The organism is Actinospongiicola halichondriae (assembly GCF_049103745.1).
Taxonomy (GTDB): Bacteria; Actinomycetota; Acidimicrobiia; order Acidimicrobiales; family Salinilacustritrichaceae; genus Salinilacustrithrix; species Salinilacustrithrix halichondriae.
The window spans coordinates 998,565-1,019,447 of sequence record NZ_CP171622.1 but is presented as its reverse complement, the minus strand read 5'-3'; the positions used below and the strand labels follow the sequence as shown (position 1 = coordinate 1,019,447).

Below are 20,883 nucleotides of genomic sequence, written 5' to 3'. Positions count from 1 at the left end.
CGGATCTTACGCCCACCCCAACTCGTCGAGTCGGTGATCGTCGATCCCGAAGTGGTGCGCGAGCTCGTGGATCACGGTGATCCGGACCTGTTCGACGACCTCGTCCTCGGTGGAACAGATCGCACAGATCGGGAGGCGGTAGATCGTCACCTGGTCGGGCATCGGCGCCTGCCCCCAGCCCCCGTAGTCCTCGCGTTCGGTGAGCGGGATGCCCTCGTACTTGCCGAGGAGACTGCCGGTTCGACGCCCGGTGCGGATGCGGACCATGACGTTGTCGAGCGCGTCGGCGAGTGGCTCGGGGAGCTCGTCGAGGGCCGCGGCGACGAGGCGCTCGAAGGTGGGGGCGTCGATGTCGACCATCGGCCGGCGACGGTAGCGCCGGACGGTCGCTGCCATCTCTAGCCTGGGTCCGATGGACCCGGACGCCGTACTCGGCGGACTCGACGAGGCGCAGCGCCGAGCAGTGGTCTCTCCGGCCATGCCGTTGGCGGTGGTCGCTCCCGCCGGATCGGGCAAGACGCGCGTCCTCACCTCGCGTATCGCCCACCGGGTCGCCACCGGCGACATCGAGCCCGACCACATCCTGTGCGTCACGTTCACTCGGAAGGCGGCCGCCGAGCTGCAGGGACGACTGCGGTCGCTCGGCCTGCACGACACCATCGAGGCCGGCACCTTCCACGGCGTGGCGTGGCGTCTGCTGAAGGATCGCTGGGCCTCCACCGGCCGAGCGGCTCCTCAACTACTCGACCAGGTCCGGCCCTTCCTGCGCGAACAGGTCGCACCGAACGCCACGCCACTCGAGATCGTCGACCTCGCCGGCGAGATCGCATGGGCACGGGCGCGCATGGTCCGCCCCGACGGCTACGAGGAGGCGGCGCGGGCTGCAGGACGACGCACCCGCCGACCCGCCGGATGGGTCGCGCAACGCTTCCAGGAGTTCGAGACGGCCAAGACCCGACGCCACGTCGTCGACTTCGACGACCTGCTGGCCGCGTGTACCAGTGCGATCGAGGGCGACCGTGCGTTCGCCGCCGCGCAGCGCTGGCGCTTCCGCCATCTGTTCGTGGACGAGTTCCAGGACGTCAACCCGCTGCAGTTCTCGCTGCTCGAGGCCTGGCGGGGCGACCGGTGGGACGTCTTCGTCGTCGGCGACCCGCACCAGTCGATCTACGGATGGAACGGCGCCGACCCGACCCTGCTCGACACGCTCGGCGATCGCTGGTCGGCGCTCGAGACCATCCACCTCGACCGGACCCACCGCTCGACGCCCCAGATCACGGCTGCGGCGGCCGACGTGATCCGGGCAGCGGGACTCCCCGACCGACACCCGGTGTCCACGGGCGCTGCCGGACCACCGGCGCGACTCCGGACCCACCGGGACGAGGTCGCGGAGGTCACGGGAGTGGGGACCGACATCCGCCGACGGCGGGGCCCTGACGCGCCGTGGTCGTCGTTCGCCGTCCTCGCCCGGACGCATGACCAGGTGGTGGCGCTCGAGCGCGGACTCGGTGCGGTCGGCGTGCCGACCCAGGTCCGTCGACAGTCGAGCCTGACCGGCGATCCGGTGGTGCGACGAGTGCTCTATCGGCTGAGTCAGGACGACCGCCAGCTCCTCTCGGCGCTGGGCGACGCGATCACCGACGCGGAACGCGACAGCGACGCCGTCGCCGAACTGGCCGAGATCGCCGAGGATCGGGTCGAGATGGAGCCGAGCACGACCGGCCGCGACTTCTCGGGATGGGCCTATGCACGGCTCTCGGACCGGCCCGGCCGCATCGATGCGGTCACCCTGTCGACCATCCACGCGGCGAAGGGTCTCGAGTGGCCGATCGTGCACATCGTCGGGTGCGAGGACGGTTCGATCCCCCACATCTCCGCCCGACGACGAGCCGCACGCGACGAGGAGGCGCGGCTCCTCTACGTCGCGATCACCCGCGCCGCGGTCGAGGTCCACCTCCACTGGGCACGGGTCCGGACCATCAAGGGAGTCCAGCGAGACCGCGAGCGCAGCCCGTTCCTGGCCCGCTTCGACGAGTCGAATGCGACGGGCGAGTCGACGGCCACCGACCATCCGTACTCCCACCTCGACGCGCTACGGGCCGTGGTGGGTACCAGCCCCGCACCCGACCCGCTGGTCGCAGCGCTCCAGGCGTGGCGTGCCGGACGAGCCCGTGCGGCTCGGACCTCGCCCCAGGTGGTGCTCGCCGACGACACCCTCCGCGAGATCGCCCGACGCCGGCCCGACAGCGTCGAAGCGATCGCCGATGTCCCGGGCATCGGGCCCGCTCGTGCGCGGCGCTTCGCTCCCGAGGTCCTGGCCATCGTGCAACGCTCCGTCGAGCGGACGTGAAGTTCACCGTCACGCAGCGGTTCCACCACCCCGCTGCTCGCTGTGCCGAGGCGTTCACCGATCCGGCGCTCTATCCCACGTTCGCCGACCTCCCGAAGGTCGGTGTTCCCGAGGTCCTGAGTCAGGACACCGACGGGGCAACCGTTCGGATGCGTGTCCGCTACCGCTTCGACGGCGAACTCAACGGCGCGGCACGGTTGGCCGTCGACCGCGCCAAGCTCACGTGGGTCGACGAGTCGGTCCACGACCTCGACCGACAGTTCGTGACCTTCACGCTGCATCCGGATCACCACGCCAGTCAGTTCCGGGGTCGCGGGACCTACCGCTTCGTCGACACGCCGGACGGCTGCGAGCGCATCGGCAACATCGAGATCAACATCTCGTTCCCCCTCGTCGGACGAGCGGTCGAGGGCGCCATCGCCTCCGGCCTGCGCGAGCACCTCGCCGACGAACAGGGCGTGGTCGAACGATTCCTCGACGGCCGGTAGCGTCGCCGTCCGTGCGCCTCGCCACCTGGAACGTCAACTCGCTCAAGGCCCGCCTCGACCGCGTCGAGGCATGGCTCGGCGAGACCGACACCGACGTGCTCTGCATCCAGGAGACCAAGCTCGCCGACGACGCGTTCCCCGCGCTCTCGCTCGCCGGGGTCGGCTACGAGGGCGTCCACCACGGGCAGGGCCGATGGAACGGCGTCGCGATCCTGTCCCGCATCGGCATCGACGACGTCGTCCATGGCTTCGCCGACGACGGTCCACCAGACGACGAGGCCCGTCTCCTCACGGCACGATGCGGGTCCACGGTCGTGGTCACCGCCTACGCGCCGAACGGTCGCGAGGTCGGCCATGAGCAGTTCCACTACAAGCTCGACTGGTTCGACCGACTCGTGCGTCATCTCGACGTGGTCGCCGATCCCTCGGACGACGTCATCGTGTGTGGCGACCTCAACATCGCTCCCGAGGACCGCGACGTCTGGAGCGTGGCCGACATCCACGGCTCGACGCACATCACCCCGGAGGAGCGGGCCCGCTTCCAGGCGCTCCTCGACTGGGGAACCGACGACGCCTTCCGCCACTGTCATCCCGACACCGATCGGCTCTACACCTGGTGGGACTATCGGGCCGGCAACTTCCACAAGCACAAGGGGATGCGCATCGACCACGTCCTCACGTCGCGTTCGGTGACCGAACGACTCCGTTGGTCGGTCGTCGACCGCAACGCCCGCAAGGGCGAAGGCCCGTCCGATCACGCCCCGCTGCTGGTCGACTTCGCCGACTGATCGGCTCACGAGCGGGCTGGCGACGTGGTAGCCAAGGCACCGTGACCGATCTCCCCGACTCCGTACCCGACGACATCCGGAGCGCGTGGCTCGAACACATCGAGACGCTCGCGGCCGGCGTGCACACCGAGCGGGGCAAGGAACTCCGACGTGTGGCCGACGCGGCCCGCCGCGTGGTGCACGGCATGGTGATGACCGACCTCGACGTCGACGTCCTACGCGACGCCGCGACGCAGCTCGAGACCGTCGCGTCGGCCTTCGACCGCTCGACGACCCGGTCGATGTACGCAGGGTTCGGCGAGTCGGCCAACGCCGGCGACCCACAGGGCTTCTTCGAGCACGGCCCGATGCTCGGGCACTCGAATCCGCTGGCGCCGCCGATCGCGCTGTCGGTCCTCGACGACAAGACCATGAAGGGTGTCGTGACCTTCGCCGGGGGCTACGAGGGCCCGCCTGGCTGTGTCCACGGCGGCTACATCGCTGCCGCGTTCGACGAGGTGCTGGGCGCGACCCAGTCGCTGTCCGGGACCCCGGGCATGACCGGGCGACTCTCGGTGGACTACCGCTCGCCGACGCCGCTCCACGAGGAGCTCGTGTTCACCGGGATCTTCGAGGGCCGCGAGGGCCGGAAGAACTTCACGACGGGCACGCTGCACGTCGGCGACCGTCTCTGCGCGGAGGCCCAGGGCCTGTTCATCTCCATCGACTTCGGTCGGCTGGCAGAGATGGAACAGGCCCGGGACGACCACCACGGGGCGGGGACACCGCGCCCCGACTGACTCAGCGCTTGCGGGCTCGCTTCGCGGCCTTCTTGGCCGGAGCCTTCTTCTTCGCAGGCGCCTTCTTGGCCGGAGCCTTCTTCTTCGCAGGCGCCTTCTTGGCCGGAGCCTTCTTCTTCGCAGGCGCCTTCTTGGCCGGAGCCTTCTTCTTGGCAGGCGCCTTCTTGGCCGGAGCCTTCTTCTTGGCAGGCGCCTTCTTGGCCGGAGCCTTCTTCTTCGCTGGCGCCTTCTTGGCCGGAGCCTTCTTCTTGGCAGGCGCCTTCTTGGCCGGAGCCTTCTTCTTGGTCGCTGCCTTCTTCTTCGATGCCTTCTTCGCTGCCATCGTCTCCCTCACCGGTTCGCTGGTTTCCGTGGTGGCTTCCGCGGCGGCTGCGGCCTCTTGCGCCCGCAACTTCCGTCGCTGCGACACGCTGAGCTTCTGATTTCCGCCGGCCGGTGTCGCTGCGGCTGACGCCTTGGGCGGAGCAGGCTCCGCCGAGGGTGTGGGCTCGTCGTCGGGTTCGGCCGCGGGGCCGCTCGACGGGAGCTCGGAGACGACCAGGTCGATGCCCCGACGCGGGGTGTCGATGGCGTCGACCACGAAGTCGCGGGTCTCGCCCATGGTCAGGACGTCGCGTGCGCTGCGAGGGGCGGGATCGCCCAGCGCCTTGAGTGGGATGTAGCAGCGGGTCCCGTCGACGAGCACGTAGGCCCCGTGCGACGAGAACTGCTCGACCTCGCCGGCGACGACCGAACCGACGGGATGTGCACCGACGAACTCGATGAAGGGCAGGGGCTCGTTGTACGGCTGGGGTTCCTTGCCGCCGCTCTTGCGCGCCGAGTCGTTCCCCGACTTCGACGCCGACTTCGAACCGGACTTGGGCTTGGCTGCGCTCTTTCTCGACCCACCGGACTTCGCCGTGGACTTCGAGGCGGCCTTCTTCCGAGGCGACGTCGACGCTGCCTGCTTGGACCCGCGACGCTTCCGCTTGGCCTCGGACACCGCTTTGCGGCTCGTCGGGCCTCGCACGGGAGAGCGAGCGAGGAAGATCCATCCGACACCGGGGACGTGCTTGCCACCCAGCAGTCGACCCTCGGTGAAGAGCCAGTCGAACTTGCCGTGGAACTCCTGGAACGAGTCGTTCGACAGGACCACGGCATCGGCACGATCGGCGACCTCGAGGATGAAGGCGTCACCACGTCCGATCACACCGGCCGGAGGCGTGATGATCGCTCCGGTGCTCGTCTTCTCGTCGTACTCCTCCTTCTCGGAGGCGTCGATGCGGTGACCGAACGTGGCGTCGACGATGACGGTGACGTTGTCGGGACTGAACTCTTTGGTGACCGCGTCAACAGCATCCAGCAACTGCTGGAGGCTCGGCAACGAACGGCCTTCCGTGGCGATGTTCGAGCCGTCGACGACGAGGTGTGGTTGTTTGGCCATTGGCGACGCCAGTCAACCACGGCACCCGCCCGCGAGTACGGACCCTGCGCGGAGAGCGTGCTACACCTCGCTCATGTCTTCCGGTTCACGACCCATCACCGCAGCGCTGTTCGACTTCGGCGGAGTGATCCTGTCGAGTCCCTTCGAGGCGTTCGCCGACTACGAGCGAGCCAACGGACTCCCCGTCGACTTCATCCGCGGCCTGAACGCGACGAACCCCGACGACAACGCCTGGGCGAAGATGGAACGCAACGAGGTCACCATCCCGGAGTTCTGCGCGCGCTTCGAGGCCGAAGCCCGAGCCGCCGGCCACACGGTCGACGCTGCGGCGATCCTCGCCGGGTTGCGGGGCACGATCCGCCCACAGATGGTCGAAGCACTCCGCCGCTGCGGCGAGCACCTCAAGACCGCCTGCCTGACCAACAACTTCGTCGCACCGTCACAGGACGACGACCGGGCACGCATGGACCCGGAGAGCTTCGACGGGGTCATGGACCTCTTCGACGTGGTCGTGGAGTCGTCGAAGGCCGGCTGCCGCAAGCCTGACCCTCGCTTCTACGAGATCGCGTGCGAGGAGTTGGGCATCGACCCCGGCGAAGCCGTGTTCCTCGACGATCTGGGCATCAACCTCAAGCCGGCGGCGGCGATGGGCATGACGACGATCAAGGTCGTCGACCCCGACGTCGCGATCGCAGAACTCGAGGCGGTCGTGGGCTTCCCTCTCCGATGAACCGGGACGATCGGTACCCTGACCAGGGATGACCATCGCTGATCGCCACAACGTCACGGTCTCCGGAGTGGCCGACGGTCCGCCGATGCTGTTCGCCCACGGGTTCGGCTGTGACCAGAACATGTGGCGCGGTGTGGTTCCACGGTTCGCAGCGACGCATCGCTGCATCCTCTTCGACCATGCCGGTGCCGGCCACGCCGACCCGGACACCTACGACGTCGACCGCCACTCGTCGCTCGACGGATACGCGATCGACGTCATCGACCTCTGCGACGACCTCGGCCTGCGCGACGTCGTGTTCGTCGGCCACAGCGTGAGCGCGATGATCGGCGTCCTCGCATCGATCCGTCGACCCGACCTCTTCGCCCATCTCGTCCTCGTCGGCCCATCGGCCCGCTACATCGACGACGGCGACTACGTCGGGGGGTTCACGGAGGACGACATCGAGGGCCTCCTCGACTCGCTCGACAGCAACTACCTGGGCTGGTCGGCGCAGATGGCGCCGATGATCATGGGCAACGACGACCGCCCGGAGCTCGGCCACGAACTGACCGAGAGCTTCTGCCGTGCCGATCCCGACATCCAGCGTCGCTTCGCCCGTGTCACCTTCACGTCCGACAACCGCGACGATCTGACCTCGGTGCAGACCCCCTGTCTCGTTCTCCAGTGCCGGAACGACATCATCGCGGCCGAGCCCGTCGGTCGCTACGTCCACGACCATCTCCCGACGTCGGAGTTCGTGCTCCTCGACGCCAGCGGCCACTGCCCGAACCTGAGCGCTCCGGACGAGACCGCCGACGCGATCCATGCATACCTCGCCGGCGACTCGCCCTCCGCGTGACCGACCTCGACGGACCCTCATCTGCCTTCTTCGACGCACTCCTCGAAGACGACCCGGTCGAGCTCTACGAGACCGCTCCGTGCGGGTACGTGTCGATCGACGCCGACCGTACGATCATCAAGGCCAACCAGACGTTCTGCGACTGGACAGGGCACCGGCGAGAAGACCTGATCGCCAGGCAGTCGTTCCTCGACCTGCTCTCCGTCGGCGACCGGATCTTCTGGGAGACCAGCATCGCTCCGGCACTCGAGATGCAGGGGGTCGGACGCGAACTCGCCGTCGAGGTGCGTTGTGCGTCGGGCGAGGCGTTGCCGGTCCTGTTGAACCTGTCGCGTGTCGAGGGAGCGGGAAACGGTCGCAGCACGGTTCGCATCGCCGTATTCGACGCCCGTGAACGTCGCGCGTACGAACACGAACTGCTGCGAGCGCGCCGAGAGGCGGAAGATGCGGCCGAGCGGTCCAGGCAGCTCGCCGAGACCCTGCAGCGAACGCTGCTCCCGCCGTCGCTTCCCGAGATCGACGGCGTCGACGTCGCCGGGGTGTATCACGCCGCTGGGGACGGGACGATCGTCGGTGGCGACTTCTACGACGTCTTCGAGATCAGCGACGGCGCCTGGGGCGTCGTCCTCGGTGACGTCTGCGGCAAGGGCGCGGCAGCGGCCGTCGACACCGCCCTCGCCCGATACACGGTCCGGGCGTCCGCCATGCGAACCCGGTCGCCGCGTGCCGTGTTGTCGGACCTCCACCATGCGATGGAGCACAGCGACACCCAGGGGTTCTGCACCGCGGTCTACCTGCGCGTGAGGAGGCGCGCCGACGGCATCCGCGTGAGCGTGTCGGTCGGTGGTCACCATCTCCCGCTCCTCGTCGACACCGACGGATCGATCGAGGAGTTCGGCACCCCCGGTGCACTCCTCGGCATGCTCGGGCCACCTCGCCTCCACGATGCCCACCGGGTGCTCGCCCCTGGCGAGACCCTGGTGCTGTTCACCGACGGCGTCCTCGAAGCGCGCCGCGGTGACGAGTTCTTCGGCGAGGACCGGATCGCCGAGATCCTGGAGCGGACTGCACGCCATCCCGCGCAGGAGGTCGCTGCGACACTCGCCGACGCTGCGATCGACTTCCAAAGCGGCGACGCCCGCGACGACATCGCCGTGCTGGTGCTCCGCGCCACTCCCCCGGTCAACGGGTGACGAACGCGACGATCTCGTCCATCGACGGCTCGTAGCCGCCGTCGGTGTCGACGTCGAGGACCGGCAGGTCGAAGTCGACGCGCATCTGCTCCGTCACGGCGGCCATCCTCGCCGTCGATGCTTCGACCTGCGATTCGATGGTGTCATGACCCAGGGCATCGAGCACCGGTCGTCTGGCCAGGAGCCGGTCGGCGAGGTCACGGGCGACCCGTCTGCCCGCAGCGTCGCCACAGGTGGTCCGGACGACGACACAGTCGGCCACCTCGATGAGCCGGTCGAGGTCCTGAGGTCGCGACGCACGGAACACGTACTCGACGACGGCGCTCACGCCAAGGGTGGCCATCTGCTCCACGAGGGTCAAGAACGCGTCGACCGCGTGCTCCGGCGACGGGGCCGGGCCCGGAGCATCACCCCAGGCTCCGCCGGTGAACCAGATGCCGGTCCGGACGTCGTCGCGAGCGAGGAACGGGATCCGCAGCACGCGAGCCAACGCGGAGCCGAGCGTGGTCTTCCCGCTGCCGGGCTCCCCCACCATCAAGACGACGGTCGGGCGCTCCGTCACCATCGGCAGCGGTGACCGAGCGTCTCCATCTCGGCAGCGCACATCGGGCAACACGGCAACTCGGACGCGTCAGGTCGAGGGCCCGACAGCGTGAGCCCGCACAGCGTCACCACCGCACCGACCGGCACGACCGCCGGATGCGACGTCCACGCGTGATGGTGCACCCGCTGCGTCGCGTCGTCCGATGCTCTGTCAGACGCCGGCGAGTACGACGGTTCGGACACGTCTCGAGGACCAGTTCGCGAGAGGCGCCGGCCGACGTTCAAGAGGACCGGGCGTTCAAAGGAGAGGGCCTTGTCGAGGATCGCCGCCTGCTCCTGGTGATGGATGGCGTTGGAGCCGGTCGCCGGCGACCCGGACTCGAAGCGCGAGACACGCTGGATCTTGTGGCTGTCGCCGAAGCCGTCGTAGAGACGACCCTTTGCGAAGTTCCACGAACCCATGTTCTCGGGCTCCTCCTGGAGCCAGACCAACTCGGTGGCGTTCGGGTAGCGACCGACCTGCTCCTGCAACGCGGCCTCCGGCCAGGGGTAGAGCTGCTCGACCCGCACGATCGCCACGGGAGCGCCGCGTTCATCGCGAGCGGCCAGTGCGTCCTGGGCGACCTTGCCCGACGCCAGCACCACGCGGTTCACGGCGCTGGCATCCAGCTCTGCGGGATCGGGGAGCACCTCCTCGAAGGTGCCGTTGACCAACTCATCGATCGGTGAGCGTGCCGACTTGGCCCGCAGCAGCGACTTCGGCGTGAACACGACCAGCGGCCGGCGGATCTCCCGCTTGAGCTGGCGACGCAGGAGGTGGAAGAACTGCGCCGACGTGGTGCAGTTGGCCACCTGGATGTTGTCCTCGGCGCAGAGCAGCAGGAAGCGCTCCATGCGTGCCGAGCTGTGCTCGGGGCCCTGTCCCTCGTAGCCGTGGGGCAGGAGCATGACGAGACCGGCGTCCTGGTTCCACTTGTCGCCGGCGGCGACGATGAACTGGTCGATGACGATCTGCGCGCCGTTGACGAAGTCGCCGAACTGCGCCTCCCAGAGGACGAGTGCGTCCTTGTTCTCGACGGCGTAGCCGTACTCGAACCCGAGGGCTGCGTACTCGCTGAGCAGCGAGTCGTAGACCCAGAACTTGCCCTGCTCGGCCGGGTCGCTCGTGAGGTTGGCGAGCGGCGTGTACTCGGCGCCGTTGAGATGGTCGTGGTAGACGGCGTGGCGGTGGGCGAAGGTGCCTCGCCGCGTGTCCTGTCCGGCCAGACGGATGTCGGTGCCCTCGATCAGGAGGGTGCCGTAGGCCAGCGACTCGGCCAGACCCCAGTCGACCTCGCCCTCGTCCCACATCTTCTTGCGGGTCTTGAACTGGCGCTCGAGCTTCGGGTGGATGTTGAAGTCGTCGGGCCACGAATCGAGCGTGGCGAAGACATGGTCGAGCACCGGACGGTCGACGTGGGTGTCGACATGGGGCAACACGCCCGGGGGCGGCGGTGGTTCCGCAGCGACGACCTCGGAATCGGGAGCCGACGAACGGGTCTCGTCGAGCGACTCCTGCAGACGCTGCTGGAAGTCGTCGAGGGCGTGCTCGGCCTCCTCGAGGGTGAGGTGGCCGCGCTTGACGAGCGACTCGGTGTAGAGCTTGCGGACCGAGCGGTGCTGGTCGATCGCGGCGTACATCAGCGGCTGGGTGTAGCTCGGGTCGTCGCCCTCGTTGTGACCATGGCGCCGGTAGCAGACCATGTCGATCACGACGTCCTTGTTGAACTTCTGCCGGAAGGCGAAGGCGAGGCGGGCGGCGCGTACGCAGGCCTCGGGGTCGTCGCCGTTGACGTGGATCACGGGCGACTGGACCATCTTGGCCACGTCGGTCGAATAGAAGCCCGACCGGCTCGCCTCGGGTGTCGTCGTGTAGCCGATCTGGTTGTTGATGATGAGGTGAACCGTGCCACCGACGCGGTAGCCACGGATGTCGGACATCTGCAGCGTCTCGGCCACGACGCCCTGGCCCGCGAACGCGGCGTCGCCGTGGATCAGGATCGGCAACACCGAGAAGGCGTCGGGTTGGTCGATCTGGTCCTCGATGGCGCGGACCATGCCGATGACGACGGGGTCGACGGCCTCGAGGTGGCTGGGGTTGGCGGCGAGTGCCACCGGGATCTTGGTGTTGTGGCGGGACTCGAACACCCCCTCCTGGCCGAGGTGGTACTTCACGTCGCCGGACCCCTGGACGGAGTTCTCCGGCACGTGGCCCTCGAACTCGCTGAAGAGCTTGTCGTGGTGCTTGCCGGCGATGTTGACGAGGACGTTGAGCCGACCGCGGTGGGCCATGCCGATGATCGCCTTGTCCATCGAGTTGTCGGCGGCGGCCTCGAGCACGGCGTCGAGGATCACGATCGCCGACTCACCACCCTCGAGCCCGAAGCGCTTCTGACCCACGTACTTGGTGGCCAGGAACTTCTCGAACGCCTCGGCGGCGTTGAGGCGACCGAGGACGTGCTGCTGCTCCTCGGGCGGGAGCTCGACCGAGACGCCCTCGACCTGCTCCTGGATCCAGGCCTTCTGCTCCGGCTCCTGGATGTACATGTACTCGATGCCGAGCGTGCGGCAGTACGCGTCACGGAGGACCTTGAGGATGTTGCCCAAGGTCATCCGGTCGCTGCCGGCGAGGCCGCCGGTCAGGTACTCGCGGTCGAGGTCCCAGATCGTGAGGCCGTAACTGAGCGGGTCGAGCTCGTGGTGCATGTGCGGCTCGCGCCAGCGCAACGGGTCGAGGTCGGCGATGAGGTGCCCACGCACCCGGTACATGTTGATGAGCCGCTGGACGGCCATCTGCTTCTCGAGCCGATGCTGTTCCTGATCGACCGGACGCACGTCGGTGCGCCACTGGACCGCCTCGTAGGGAACGCCGATGGCGCGGAAGATGTCGTCGTAGAACCTGTCCTCACCGAGCAGCAGTTCGTGCACCCGCTTGAGGAACATGCCCGACTCGGCACCCTGGATGATCCGGTGGTCGTAGGTCGACGTGATCGTGATGACCTTCGACAGACCCAGGTCGGCGAGGGTGTCGGGATCGGCGGCCTGGTACTCGGCCGGGTAGTCGATCGAGCCGACGCCGACGATGAGGCCCTGGCCGGGCATGAGGCGAGGGACCGACTGGACGGTGCCGATGGTCCCGGGGTTCGTGAGGCTGACGGTGATCCCGCTGAAGTCGTCGGGGCTCAGCTTGTTGTTGCGGACCTTGCGGATCAGTTCCTCGTAGCTGGCCCAGAACCCCTTGAAGTCGAGGGTGTCGGCATCCTTGATGACCGGGACCATCAGGGTGCGGGAGCCGTCCGGCTTCTCGAGGTCGACGGCGATGCCGAGACCGAGGTGCTCGTTCTTGACCCGCCGGGGCTTTCCGTCGGGCCCCTCGGCGAAGCTGTCGTTCATCACCGGCATGGTGTCGGTGATGGCACGGACGACGGCGTAGCCGATGAGGTGGGTGAAGCTGACCTTCCCGCCGCGGGTCCGTCCGAGGTAGCCGTTGATCACCCGGCGGTTGACCTCGAGCAGCTTCGCGGGGATCTGGCGGAAACTCGTGGCCGTGGGGACCTCGAGCGACTTCTCCATGTTCTCGACGATGCGGGCTCCGACGCCGCGGATGGGCTCCCCGGGCACGTCGGCCTCGGCCGCGGCCTTCTTCTCGGCCTGCTTCGACTCCGCCGGCTTCGCTGCCGCGGCGGGGGCCGGGGTGGCTGCCGGGGCGTCGGCGACGCTGCTCACGGCCACGGACGGCTCGGCGTCGATGTCCCGCTTGTAGTCGGCGAAGAAGTCCTGCCATGCCTCGCTGACCGACGTGGGGTCGGCGAGGTACGACTCGTACATCTCGTCGACCATCCACGAATTCGGTCCGGTGAGATCGGGGAGCTGCTGTTCAGGCACGTTCCGGATCGTACCGCCGAGGAGAACCTGCTCTTCACCGGGAAGCGGCACTCCGCGACTTCTTCCCTCGGTCGGGGCCGATCACCGATGCCGCCGGCCACTGACGCACTGACCCGAACCAGCCGCTCGACGCCCCTGGACCCCGGACGGACGTCGCAGGGAGCATTCGACCGATCGCCGTGTCCACGTGACCCGCCGTTCCTCGTCTTCGAACCACCCACCTGAAGTAGGCCGGCGGCGAGGAACGCATTCCCGACTCGGGGCGGGTCTCTCCGAATGTTCGGCGCCGTCGCTCTGTCGCACCGGGCCCGGGCGACCACCCCGTGCTATCGGCACCTCGGTGCGGGTTCTCCGTTCCGGGTTGCGATTCCACTCACCAGCGCGCGGAATCGAAGCCCAGAACGGATCGCCACTGGTTCTGGGTTGCGATTCCCTTCACGGGCGCGCGGATCCGCAACCCAGAGTCAATCCGGGCCGTACCGAGTGCCGGTTCGCGCACGTGCTTGTCGACTCCCGTGACACGACAGATCACCGGCGGGAACTCGAAGCGACGACCTCGTCCGTCCGGGGTTCTTGTCAGACCCCATCCATACGATTTCGGTATGGACGTGACCGCTGCGCTCCAACACCTCGGTGAGGCGATCGACGCGATCGCTGCCGTCGACGCAACCGACCTGAGCGCGCCGGAACGCGCGGCGCTGCTGGAGGGTGTCAGCGTCGAGCTGCGACGTCTCGATCACCAACGCCATGTCCGCACCGGCGAACTGGAACGGTCCGGCATGCTCCTGGACCTCGGCTACCGCACCATCGCACAGTGGCAACGAGACCGGCTCCGCTGCTCTGATCACGTCGCCGGTCGAGTCGGCGCTCTGGCTCGCGACCTGGTGCACCTGCCGACGGTGGCCAAGAGGTGGGCGGCGGGCGAGATCAGCGCCGAACACGCCCGACTGGTCGCCTCGGCGCGCACCGAGGGAACAGAGGAGCTCTTCGACGAGTGGGAATCAACGCTCGCCGATCACGCAGCCACGCTCGACCATGCCGGTCTGCGCAAGTCGATCCGGGCATGGCGGCTCCATGCAGACCCCGACGGCGATCTCGACGCTCGCCTGTTGCGTGACCGCGACGCCCACGTCTCCACCACGTTCGAGGGCGCGGTGAAGGCCGACGCCATGCTCGACCCCATCGGTGGCGCCAGCTTCAAGGACGTCTTCGACTCTCTGGTCGACGAACTGTTCCACGAGGACTGGACCGAGGCCAGAGAGCGCCTCGACCGCAAGCCGAAGATGTCCGAGCTCCGCCGGACCAATGCCCAACGCCGCGCCGACGCTCTGGTCGAGATGGCCGGCCGTGCCCACAGGCACGGGACACCCGACGGCCGGGAACCGCGACCGCTGATCTCCGTCGTGACGGGACTCGATGCCCTCGCTGAAGGGCTCGCCGAACTCTGGAACGGGACCGTCCTGTCGCCTCGCCAACTCGCGGAACTCCTGGCGAACGACCCCGACATCGAGCGCTACACGTTCGGCGACGAGGCCCAACCGATCGGCTACAACCCCGCCGCTCGCCTCTACACCGGCCGACTCCGTGCCGCGATCCTGCTGCGAGACCGACGATGCACCGGCCGGGGCTGCACCAACGACACCCGTCGCGGCGCCGTCGACCACATCCATCCGCACCACCAGGGAGGCAGGACCACCCCGTCCAACGGACGCGGCGCCTGCCACCCGTGCAACCGCACCCGCCCGCAACGTCGGTTCCACGGCGACCCCGACCCGCCCGCATACCCCCAGCGTGAATGAACGGGCGGTTGCGGAGAGCCACCACTCGCGCGAACGCAGGCGCTAGACCGAAGACATGGCGAGTCCCACGACGACATCGCCGGTCGAGCGGCTGCGTTCGCTCACCGACACCACGGTCACCCTGGTCACCTTCGACGGTGAGGTCACGGGCACCATCGTCAGTTGCTGTCGCTCGTCGGTCTGGCTGATCGGTGCCGACGACCTCGACGTCGTCGTGCCCCTCGACGAAATCATGAGAATCGGCGGAGGCCAGACACGGCAATAGGCTGCCGGGGTGGCTGAATTCATCTTCCAGATGCAGAACCTCAACCGGTTCTACCCGCCGGACAAAGAGGTCCTGCGCAACATCAACCTGTCGTTCTTCCCCGGCGCCAAGATCGGCGTGATCGGACACAACGGCTCGGGCAAGTCGTCGTTGCTGAAGATCATGGCCGGACTCGACGACGAGTACGACGGCGTCGCCCGCCTCTCCCCCGGCTACACCGTCGGCTATCTGCCCCAGGAGCCACACCTGGACGAGTCGAAGGACGTCCGCGGCAACGTGATGGACGGTGTCGGCGACACCGTCGCCCTCCAGGAGGAGTACGACGCCGTCCTCGCCAGCTACGCCGACCCCGACGCCGACTACGAGAAGATCGGCGCCCGCCAGGCCGAACTCGAGGCCAAGATGGCCGCATCGGGCAACGAGGACGTCGACCGCACCGTCGACATCGCGATGGACGCGCTCCGCTGCCCGCCGGGCGACTCGCCGGTCACGAACCTCTCCGGTGGTGAACGACGTCGCGTGGCCCTCGCCCGCATCCTGCTGTCGAAGCCCGACCTCCTGCTGCTCGACGAGCCCACCAACCACCTCGACGCCGACTCGGTCGCCTGGCTCGAACGCACCCTCCAGGACTACGCCGGCACCGTCGTGGCCATCACCCACGATCGCTACTTCCTCGACAACGTCGCCGGCTGGATCCTCGAACTCGACCGCGGTCGCGGCTACCCCTACGAGGGCAACTACTCGGGCTGGCTCGAACAGAAGAAGAACCGCCTCGAGGCCGAGGACAACTCCGACATGAAGCGGCGCGAGACCCTCGCCCGCGAGCTCGACTGGATCCGCAGCTCCCCCAAGGCCAAGCAGTCCAAGGGGCGAGCGCGCATCAAGGCGTACGAGGAACTCGCCAAGCAGGCCGATGCCGGTGGTGGGCGCCTCGAGAAGCTCGAGATCGCCATCCCGCCCGGCAACCGTCTGGGCGACGTCGTCATCGAGTTCGACAACGTGACCAAGGGCTTCGGCGACCGCCTGCTCATCGACGACCTCACGTTCAAGCTCCCGCCTGCGGGGATCGTCGGCGTCATCGGGGCCAACGGTGCCGGCAAGACGACCATGTTCAAGCTGATCACCGGTAACGAGAAGCCCGACGACGGCGAGATCACGATCGGCAAGACCGTCGAACTCTCCTACGTCGACCAGGACCGCGACGTCCTCGACGACGACAAGACCGTCTACGAGGAGATCACGGGCGGCGTCGACAACCTGATGATCGGCAAGCGCGAGATCCACGGCCGCGCCTACGTGTCGAGCTTCAACTTCAAGGGCTCTGACCAGCAGAAGAAGGTCGGTGTCCTCTCCGGCGGCGAGCGCAACCGAGTCCTCCTCGCCCGGAAGATCCGTGAGGGCGGCAACGTCCTCCTCCTCGACGAACCGACCAACGACCTCGACGTCGACACCCTGCGCGCACTCGAGGACGCCCTCGAGACGTTCCCCGGCTGCGCCGTCGTGATCTCGCACGACCGCTGGTTCCTCGACCGCCTCGCCACCCACGTCCTCGCGTTCGAGGGCGACTCGCAGGTGCGCTGGTTCGAAGGCAACTTCACCGAGTACGAGGAGTGGCGTCGCAAGGAGTTCGGCATCGACGCCAACCAACCCCATCGAATCAAGTACAAGCCGGTCACCCGCACCTGACAAGAGATCCGGATCGAGATTCGGTCAGGGATTCCTGCTGGGACGGCCCAACGCGCCGTGACCACGGGCTAGAAACTCGGTCATGGCTTCCAGCGGCAGCATCCTCGGGACTCGCGTACAACGGATCGAGGACCCCGCGCTCCTGCGCGGCGCAGGTACCTACATCGACAACATCGCGCCGCCCGGCGCGCTCCACGTCGCCTTCGTCCGGGCGATGACCGCGCACGGTCGGATCGAGTCGATCGACATCGACGACGCCCGCTCGATGCCCGGCGTCGTCGACGTCGTCACCAGCGACGACCTCGACATCGGCCCGCTCCAGTCGTCGCCGTTGCTGGCCCATCAGGTCCTCCAACCGATCCTGGCGACCGGCACCGTGCGCTACGTGGGCGAACCCGTCGTGGCCGTCGTGGCCGAGACCGCACGTCAGGCCGTCGACGCCGCCGAGTCGGTGTGGGCCGACGTCGAGCCGCTCGACGCGGTGACCGACCCCGAGGCAGCTGCTGCCGACTCGGTCGTCGTCCACGCCGACCTCGGCACCAACGTCGTCCTCGACCAGGGCGAGCCCGTCGGACCCGACGACCTCTCGGGTGACGTCGTGGTGACCGAACGCCTGATCAACCAGCGCATGGCCGCGGTGCCCCTCGAGGGACGCGTGGCCGCAGCACGGTGGGACGACGGCGTCCTCACCCAGTGGGCGTGCACCCAGGGCGCCCACGGCACCCGAGACGGTCTGGCTGCGGTGTTCGGGATCGATCCTTCGATGGTCCACGTGATCGCGCCCGACGTCGGCGGCGGCTTCGGTGCCAAGCACGGCACGACTCCTGAAGAGATCCTGGTGGCCTGGCTCGCCCGACGGCTCGACCGGCCCGTCCGCTGGACCGAGACGCGATCGGAGAACCTGGTCGGCATGGTCCAGGGCCGGGGACAGGTCCAGTACGCGAGCCTCGCCGGCAACCGGGACGGAACGATCACGGGCTACCGGCTCGACGTCATCCAGGAGGGTGGCGCCTATGCCGGGACCGGCTGCGTCCTTCCCTACATGACGCGGATGATGGCTCCGGGTTGTTATGCCATCGACGACGTCCGCGTGCGCATCCGGTCGGTGGTGAGCAACACGTCGACGGTCGGGGCCTACCGCGGCGCCGGTCGACCCGAGGCCGCCGCCGCCATCGAGCGGATGGTCGACCGGTTCGCCGACGAGATCGGCATGGACCCGGCCGCTGTCCGACGCAAGAACCTCCTGGCACCCGAGGCCTTCCCGCTCCGGACCGCGACCGGCGGCAACTACGACAGCGGCGACTACGCAGTCGTCCTCGACAAGGCGCTCGCTGCCGCCGGCTACGACGACCTCCTCCGCCAGCAGGCCGAACGCCGTGCGAGCGGCGACGTGAAGCAGCTCGGCATCGGGCTGTCGTCCTACGTCGAGATCACCAACGTCCTCCAGGACACCGAGTACGGCTCGGTCGAGATCACACCAGAGGGCGGCGCCATCGTGCGCACCGGCTCGTCGGCCCACGGCCAGGGCCATCACACCGCGTGGGCGATGCTCGTCTCCGACCGCACCGGCATCCCGGTCGAGTCGATCGAGGTCCGTCACGGCGACACCGCCGACGTGCCGCGAGGTACCGGCACCGGCGGGTCCAAGTCACTCCAGATCGGTGGCGCCGCAGCGGCAGCTGCAGCCGAACTCGTCGTCGACGAGGCACGAGCGCTCGCCGCCCAGCTCCTCGAGGCCAACCCCGACGACATCGTGCACGACTCGTCGACCGGCACCTTTGCCGTCGCCGGCACCCCGGTCTCGGCCAAGTCGTGGGCCGATCTGGCCGCCGCCGCACCCGCTGCGGGCATCGAGAAGCTCTTCGCGGAGAACGACTTCGCCGGCGGGGGCTCGACGTTCCCCTTCGGGGCGCATGTGGCGGTCGTCGAAGTCGACACCGAGACAGGTGCCGTCCGCCTGCTGCGCATGATCGCCTGCGACGACGCGGGGACGATCATCAACCCCCTGATCTTCGACGGGCAGGTCCACGGCGGTGTCGCTGCCGGTGTCAGCCAGGCGTTGTTCGAGGAGGTGCGCTACGACGAGGACGGGAACCCGCTCACGACGACCTTGGCCGACTACTCGTTCCCGTCCGCCGCCGAGTTCCCGTCGTTCGAGCGGGTCGTCCACGAGACGCCGACGCCCCACAACCCGTTGGGTGCGAAGGGGATCGGCGAGGCGGGCACCATCGGGGCCACACCGGCGGTCCAGAACGCCGTGGTCGACGCCGTGTCGCATCTGGGTGTGCGCCACATCGACATGCCCCTCACCCCCGAACGGGTGTGGTCGGCGGTCCAGGACGCGGTCAACGCGTGACGGCGTGCTCCTGGAGCGCCGAGAGGTCGCACCACTCGAGTGACTGGATGTGCGTCGCCTCGAGAACCACCCTCGGCGCCATGCCCGCCTCGTAAGCCTCCTGCCAGCGCGGTGCACACAGGCACCACTGGTCTCCGGACGAGAGCCCGGCGAAACCGAACTGCGGCATCGGTGTCGACAGGTCGTTGCCCTGTGCCTTCGAGTACTCGAGGAAGTCGTCGGTCATGACGGCACACACGGTGTGCACCCCGGTGTCGTCACCGCCGGTGTTGCAGCACCCGTCGCGGTAGAAGCCCGTCATCGGGTCGGTCGAGCACGAGGCGAGTTCGGTTCCGAGCACGTTGGTGGCCATGTCCCAGTGTGGCGGTTCTAGAGCCACTTCCCCGGGTTGAGGATTCCGGCCGGGTCCAGCGCCGACTTGATGGCACGACTCACGCCCATCACCTCGTCGCCGAGCTGCTCGGTCAGGTGCCGGGTCTTGAGCGAACCGACCCCGTGCTCGCCCGTGATCGTCCCGCCCAGTTCGAGTGCCGCCGACATGACGGCATCGAACGCCAGCGCCGCCCGATCACGCGCCGCCTCGTCGCGGGGATCGAACGTCACCAGCGGGTGGAAGTTGCCGTCGCCGGCGTGTCCGATGACCGGGATGGCGGTGTCGAGTCGCTCGGCGATCTCGGCCACCTTCGCCAACAACGCAGGGATCTGGGGCAACGGCACGCCGACGTCCTCGATGAGGACGGTTCCGAGCCGCTCGACACACGGGATGGCCATTCGCCGTGCCGCCATCAGCATCTCGCCCTCGTCGGCGTCGGCGGTGACCGCGGTGTAGGTGGCGCCGGATGCCTCACAGCACGCGGCGATGCGCGCGGCCTCACCTTCGTCGCCATCGGTCTGGGCGAGGAGGAGGGCACCAACCGATTCGAGACCCATGGACTTCACGGCCTCGACCGCAGCGACGGCGGCGCCGTCCATCAGCTCGAGCGCTGCCGGGCGGATCGACGCCATGATCCGCGTCACCGCCTCGCCCGCAGCAACGGTGTCGGCGAAGGTGGCCACCACGGTGCACGGCGCCGGCGGGAGCGGGCGAAGCCGGAGCGTCGCCTCGGTGATCACGCCGAGCGTTCCCTCCGACCCGACGAACAGCCGCTTGAGGTCGAGACCGGCGACGTCCTTGATCGTGGTTCCGCCGAGACGGAGCACCCGCCCGTCGGCCAGCACGACCTCCATTCCCAGGACGTAGTCCGTGGTCACGCCGTACTTCACGCAGCACAGTCCCCCGGCGTTGGTCGCGAGGTTGCCGCCGATGCTGCAGATCTCGAACGACGACGGATCGGGCGGGTACCAGAGGCCGTGCTCCCTCGCCGCCGCCTTCACCTCGGCGTTGAGCGCCCCCGGCTGCACGGTCGCCGTCATCGCTGCCGGATCGATCCGAACCTGATCCATCGCCCGCGTCGACAACGTGATCGAGCCCTCGATCGCTGCGGACCCACCGGACAGGCCCGTGCCCGCTCCGCGTGTCACGACCGGGATCCCGTGGCGGCTGGCGATCTCCATGGTCGCGACCACGTCGGCGGTCGACCGAGCGCGCACGACCGCAAGCGGGTGACCGGGTTCGACGGTCATCGCCCGGTCGAACCGGTAGGCATCCATCACATCGGGGTCGATGACCGCGACGTCGGGGCCGAGTCGTCGTTGCAGTTCGTCCGTGACCATGTCGG

Annotated in this window: 17 protein-coding genes; 11 read left to right on the top strand and 6 right to left on the bottom strand. The window is 68.4% G+C overall.

Translation table 11 applies throughout. The features are described 5' to 3' along the window. Positions 1 to 6: 6 nt before the first annotated feature. Entirely contained in the window at positions 7 to 360 is a 354-nt protein-coding gene (locus AB8619_RS05185) for a metallopeptidase family protein (protein ID WP_436795395.1), read from the bottom strand. A gap of 52 nt (positions 361 to 412) precedes the next feature. Here AB8619_RS05185 and AB8619_RS05180 point away from each other — a divergent pair, with 52 nt between their 5' ends. From AB8619_RS05180 to AB8619_RS05165, 4 genes are read left to right on the top strand one after another with little or no spacing between them, the layout of a single operon-like run. Further along, complete coding sequence (locus AB8619_RS05180) at positions 413 to 2,350, top strand: UvrD-helicase domain-containing protein (protein ID WP_436795394.1); 1,938 nt, start codon at positions 413 to 415, stop codon at positions 2,348 to 2,350. Continuing rightward, a complete protein-coding gene (locus AB8619_RS05175; RefSeq protein WP_436795393.1) occupies positions 2,347 to 2,838 on the top strand; it encodes a DUF2505 family protein in 492 nt (163 codons plus the stop codon). The genes AB8619_RS05180 and AB8619_RS05175 overlap by 4 nt, the downstream gene beginning before the upstream one ends. A gap of 11 nt (positions 2,839 to 2,849) precedes the next feature. Beyond that, positions 2,850 to 3,626: an exodeoxyribonuclease III gene (locus tag AB8619_RS05170; protein ID WP_436795392.1), complete on the top strand. Its 777-nt coding sequence runs from the start codon at positions 2,850 to 2,852 to the stop codon at positions 3,624 to 3,626. Positions 3,627 to 3,667: 41 nt separating this feature from the next. Further along, complete coding sequence (locus AB8619_RS05165) at positions 3,668 to 4,405, top strand: PaaI family thioesterase (RefSeq protein WP_436795391.1); 738 nt, start codon at positions 3,668 to 3,670, stop codon at positions 4,403 to 4,405. A gap of 1 nt (position 4,406) precedes the next feature. Here the strand turns inward: AB8619_RS05165 and AB8619_RS05160 are convergent, their stop codons facing one another. Continuing rightward, the gene (locus AB8619_RS05160; RefSeq protein WP_436795390.1) at positions 4,407 to 5,828 is read right to left on the bottom strand and encodes a S1 RNA-binding domain-containing protein; all 1,422 of its coding nucleotides are present in this window, start codon (positions 5,826 to 5,828) and stop codon (positions 4,407 to 4,409) included. Positions 5,829 to 5,901: 73 nt separating this feature from the next. Here AB8619_RS05160 and AB8619_RS05155 point away from each other — a divergent pair, with 73 nt between their 5' ends. Genes AB8619_RS05155 through AB8619_RS05145 form a run of 3 tightly spaced genes read left to right on the top strand, consistent with a single transcriptional unit; the run spans position 5,902 to position 8,592 of the window. Further along, entirely contained in the window at positions 5,902 to 6,558 is a 657-nt protein-coding gene (locus tag AB8619_RS05155) for an HAD-IA family hydrolase (protein WP_436795389.1), read from the top strand. A 28-nt stretch (positions 6,559 to 6,586) separates the two neighbouring features. Next, positions 6,587 to 7,399 (top strand): alpha/beta fold hydrolase, encoded by an 813-nt coding sequence (locus AB8619_RS05150; protein ID WP_436795388.1) that lies wholly within the window; start codon positions 6,587 to 6,589, stop codon positions 7,397 to 7,399. Then, the gene (locus AB8619_RS05145) at positions 7,396 to 8,592 is read left to right on the top strand and encodes a PP2C family protein-serine/threonine phosphatase (protein WP_436795387.1); all 1,197 of its coding nucleotides are present in this window, start codon (positions 7,396 to 7,398) and stop codon (positions 8,590 to 8,592) included. The genes AB8619_RS05150 and AB8619_RS05145 overlap by 4 nt, the downstream gene beginning before the upstream one ends. Here the strand turns inward: AB8619_RS05145 and AB8619_RS05140 are convergent. Both AB8619_RS05140 and AB8619_RS05135 read right to left on the bottom strand, forming a co-directional pair. Next, positions 8,582 to 9,157: an AAA family ATPase gene (locus tag AB8619_RS05140; RefSeq protein ID WP_436795386.1), complete on the bottom strand. Its 576-nt coding sequence runs from the start codon at positions 9,155 to 9,157 to the stop codon at positions 8,582 to 8,584. The two genes, AB8619_RS05145 and AB8619_RS05140, sit on opposite strands and share 11 nt — an antisense overlap. Continuing rightward, complete coding sequence (locus AB8619_RS05135; RefSeq protein WP_436796346.1) at positions 9,151 to 13,068, bottom strand: multifunctional oxoglutarate decarboxylase/oxoglutarate dehydrogenase thiamine pyrophosphate-binding subunit/dihydrolipoyllysine-residue succinyltransferase subunit; 3,918 nt, start codon at positions 13,066 to 13,068, stop codon at positions 9,151 to 9,153. Before AB8619_RS05135 ends, AB8619_RS05140 begins: the two co-directional genes overlap by 7 nt. Before the next feature lie 593 nt (positions 13,069 to 13,661). Here AB8619_RS05135 and AB8619_RS05130 point away from each other — a divergent pair. From AB8619_RS05130 to AB8619_RS05115, 4 genes are all read left to right on the top strand, one after another. Then, on the top strand, positions 13,662 to 14,858 hold the full coding sequence (locus AB8619_RS05130; RefSeq protein WP_436795385.1) for a DUF222 domain-containing protein: 1,197 nt from the start codon (positions 13,662 to 13,664) through the stop codon (positions 14,856 to 14,858). Between the two features lie 55 nt (positions 14,859 to 14,913). Next, the gene (locus AB8619_RS05125) at positions 14,914 to 15,123 is read left to right on the top strand and encodes a hypothetical protein (protein ID WP_436795384.1); all 210 of its coding nucleotides are present in this window, start codon (positions 14,914 to 14,916) and stop codon (positions 15,121 to 15,123) included. A 9-nt stretch (positions 15,124 to 15,132) separates the two neighbouring features. Next, positions 15,133 to 16,809, top strand: coding sequence for an energy-dependent translational throttle protein EttA (ettA, locus tag AB8619_RS05120; protein WP_436795383.1), 1,677 nt, complete (start codon positions 15,133 to 15,135; stop codon positions 16,807 to 16,809). An 82-nt stretch (positions 16,810 to 16,891) separates the two neighbouring features. Beyond that, positions 16,892 to 19,165 carry a xanthine dehydrogenase family protein molybdopterin-binding subunit gene (locus AB8619_RS05115; protein WP_436795382.1) on the top strand — a complete coding sequence of 758 codons (2,274 nt, stop codon included), beginning with the start codon at positions 16,892 to 16,894 and terminating at the stop codon, positions 19,163 to 19,165. On the opposite strand, the gene AB8619_RS05110 is transcribed toward AB8619_RS05115, so the two are convergent. Both AB8619_RS05110 and AB8619_RS05105 read right to left on the bottom strand, forming a co-directional pair. Continuing rightward, positions 19,155 to 19,517, bottom strand: coding sequence for a DUF2237 family protein (locus tag AB8619_RS05110; protein WP_436795381.1), 363 nt, complete (start codon positions 19,515 to 19,517; stop codon positions 19,155 to 19,157). The two genes, AB8619_RS05115 and AB8619_RS05110, sit on opposite strands and share 11 nt — an antisense overlap. 17 nt (positions 19,518 to 19,534) lie before the next feature. Continuing rightward, entirely contained in the window at positions 19,535 to 20,878 is a 1,344-nt protein-coding gene (locus AB8619_RS05105; RefSeq protein WP_436795380.1) for an FAD-binding oxidoreductase, read from the bottom strand. Between the last annotated feature and the right edge of the window lie 5 nt (positions 20,879 to 20,883).

Bases quoted from the DNA above. Each gene is read 5' to 3' on its own strand.
- AB8619_RS05185 (WP_436795395.1), bottom strand. From the start codon at position 360: ATGGTCGACATCGACGCCCCCACCTTCGAGCGCCTCGTCGCCGCGGCC.
- AB8619_RS05180 (WP_436795394.1), top strand. From the start codon at position 413: ATGGACCCGGACGCCGTACTCGGCGGACTCGACGAGGCGCAGCGCCGA.
- AB8619_RS05160 (WP_436795390.1), bottom strand. From the start codon at position 5,828: ATGGCCAAACAACCACACCTCGTCGTCGACGGCTCGAACATCGCCACG.
- AB8619_RS05155 (WP_436795389.1), top strand. From the start codon at position 5,902: ATGTCTTCCGGTTCACGACCCATCACCGCAGCGCTGTTCGACTTCGGC.
- AB8619_RS05150 (WP_436795388.1), top strand. From the start codon at position 6,587: ATGACCATCGCTGATCGCCACAACGTCACGGTCTCCGGAGTGGCCGAC.
- AB8619_RS05140 (WP_436795386.1), bottom strand. From the start codon at position 9,157: ATGGTGACGGAGCGCCCGACCGTCGTCTTGATGGTGGGGGAGCCCGGC.
- AB8619_RS05130 (WP_436795385.1), top strand. From the start codon at position 13,662: ATGGACGTGACCGCTGCGCTCCAACACCTCGGTGAGGCGATCGACGCG.
- AB8619_RS05125 (WP_436795384.1), top strand. From the start codon at position 14,914: ATGGCGAGTCCCACGACGACATCGCCGGTCGAGCGGCTGCGTTCGCTC.
- AB8619_RS05115 (WP_436795382.1), top strand. From the start codon at position 16,892: ATGGCTTCCAGCGGCAGCATCCTCGGGACTCGCGTACAACGGATCGAG.
- AB8619_RS05110 (WP_436795381.1), bottom strand. From the start codon at position 19,517: ATGGCCACCAACGTGCTCGGAACCGAACTCGCCTCGTGCTCGACCGAC.
- AB8619_RS05105 (WP_436795380.1), bottom strand. From the start codon at position 20,878: ATGGTCACGGACGAACTGCAACGACGACTCGGCCCCGACGTCGCGGTC.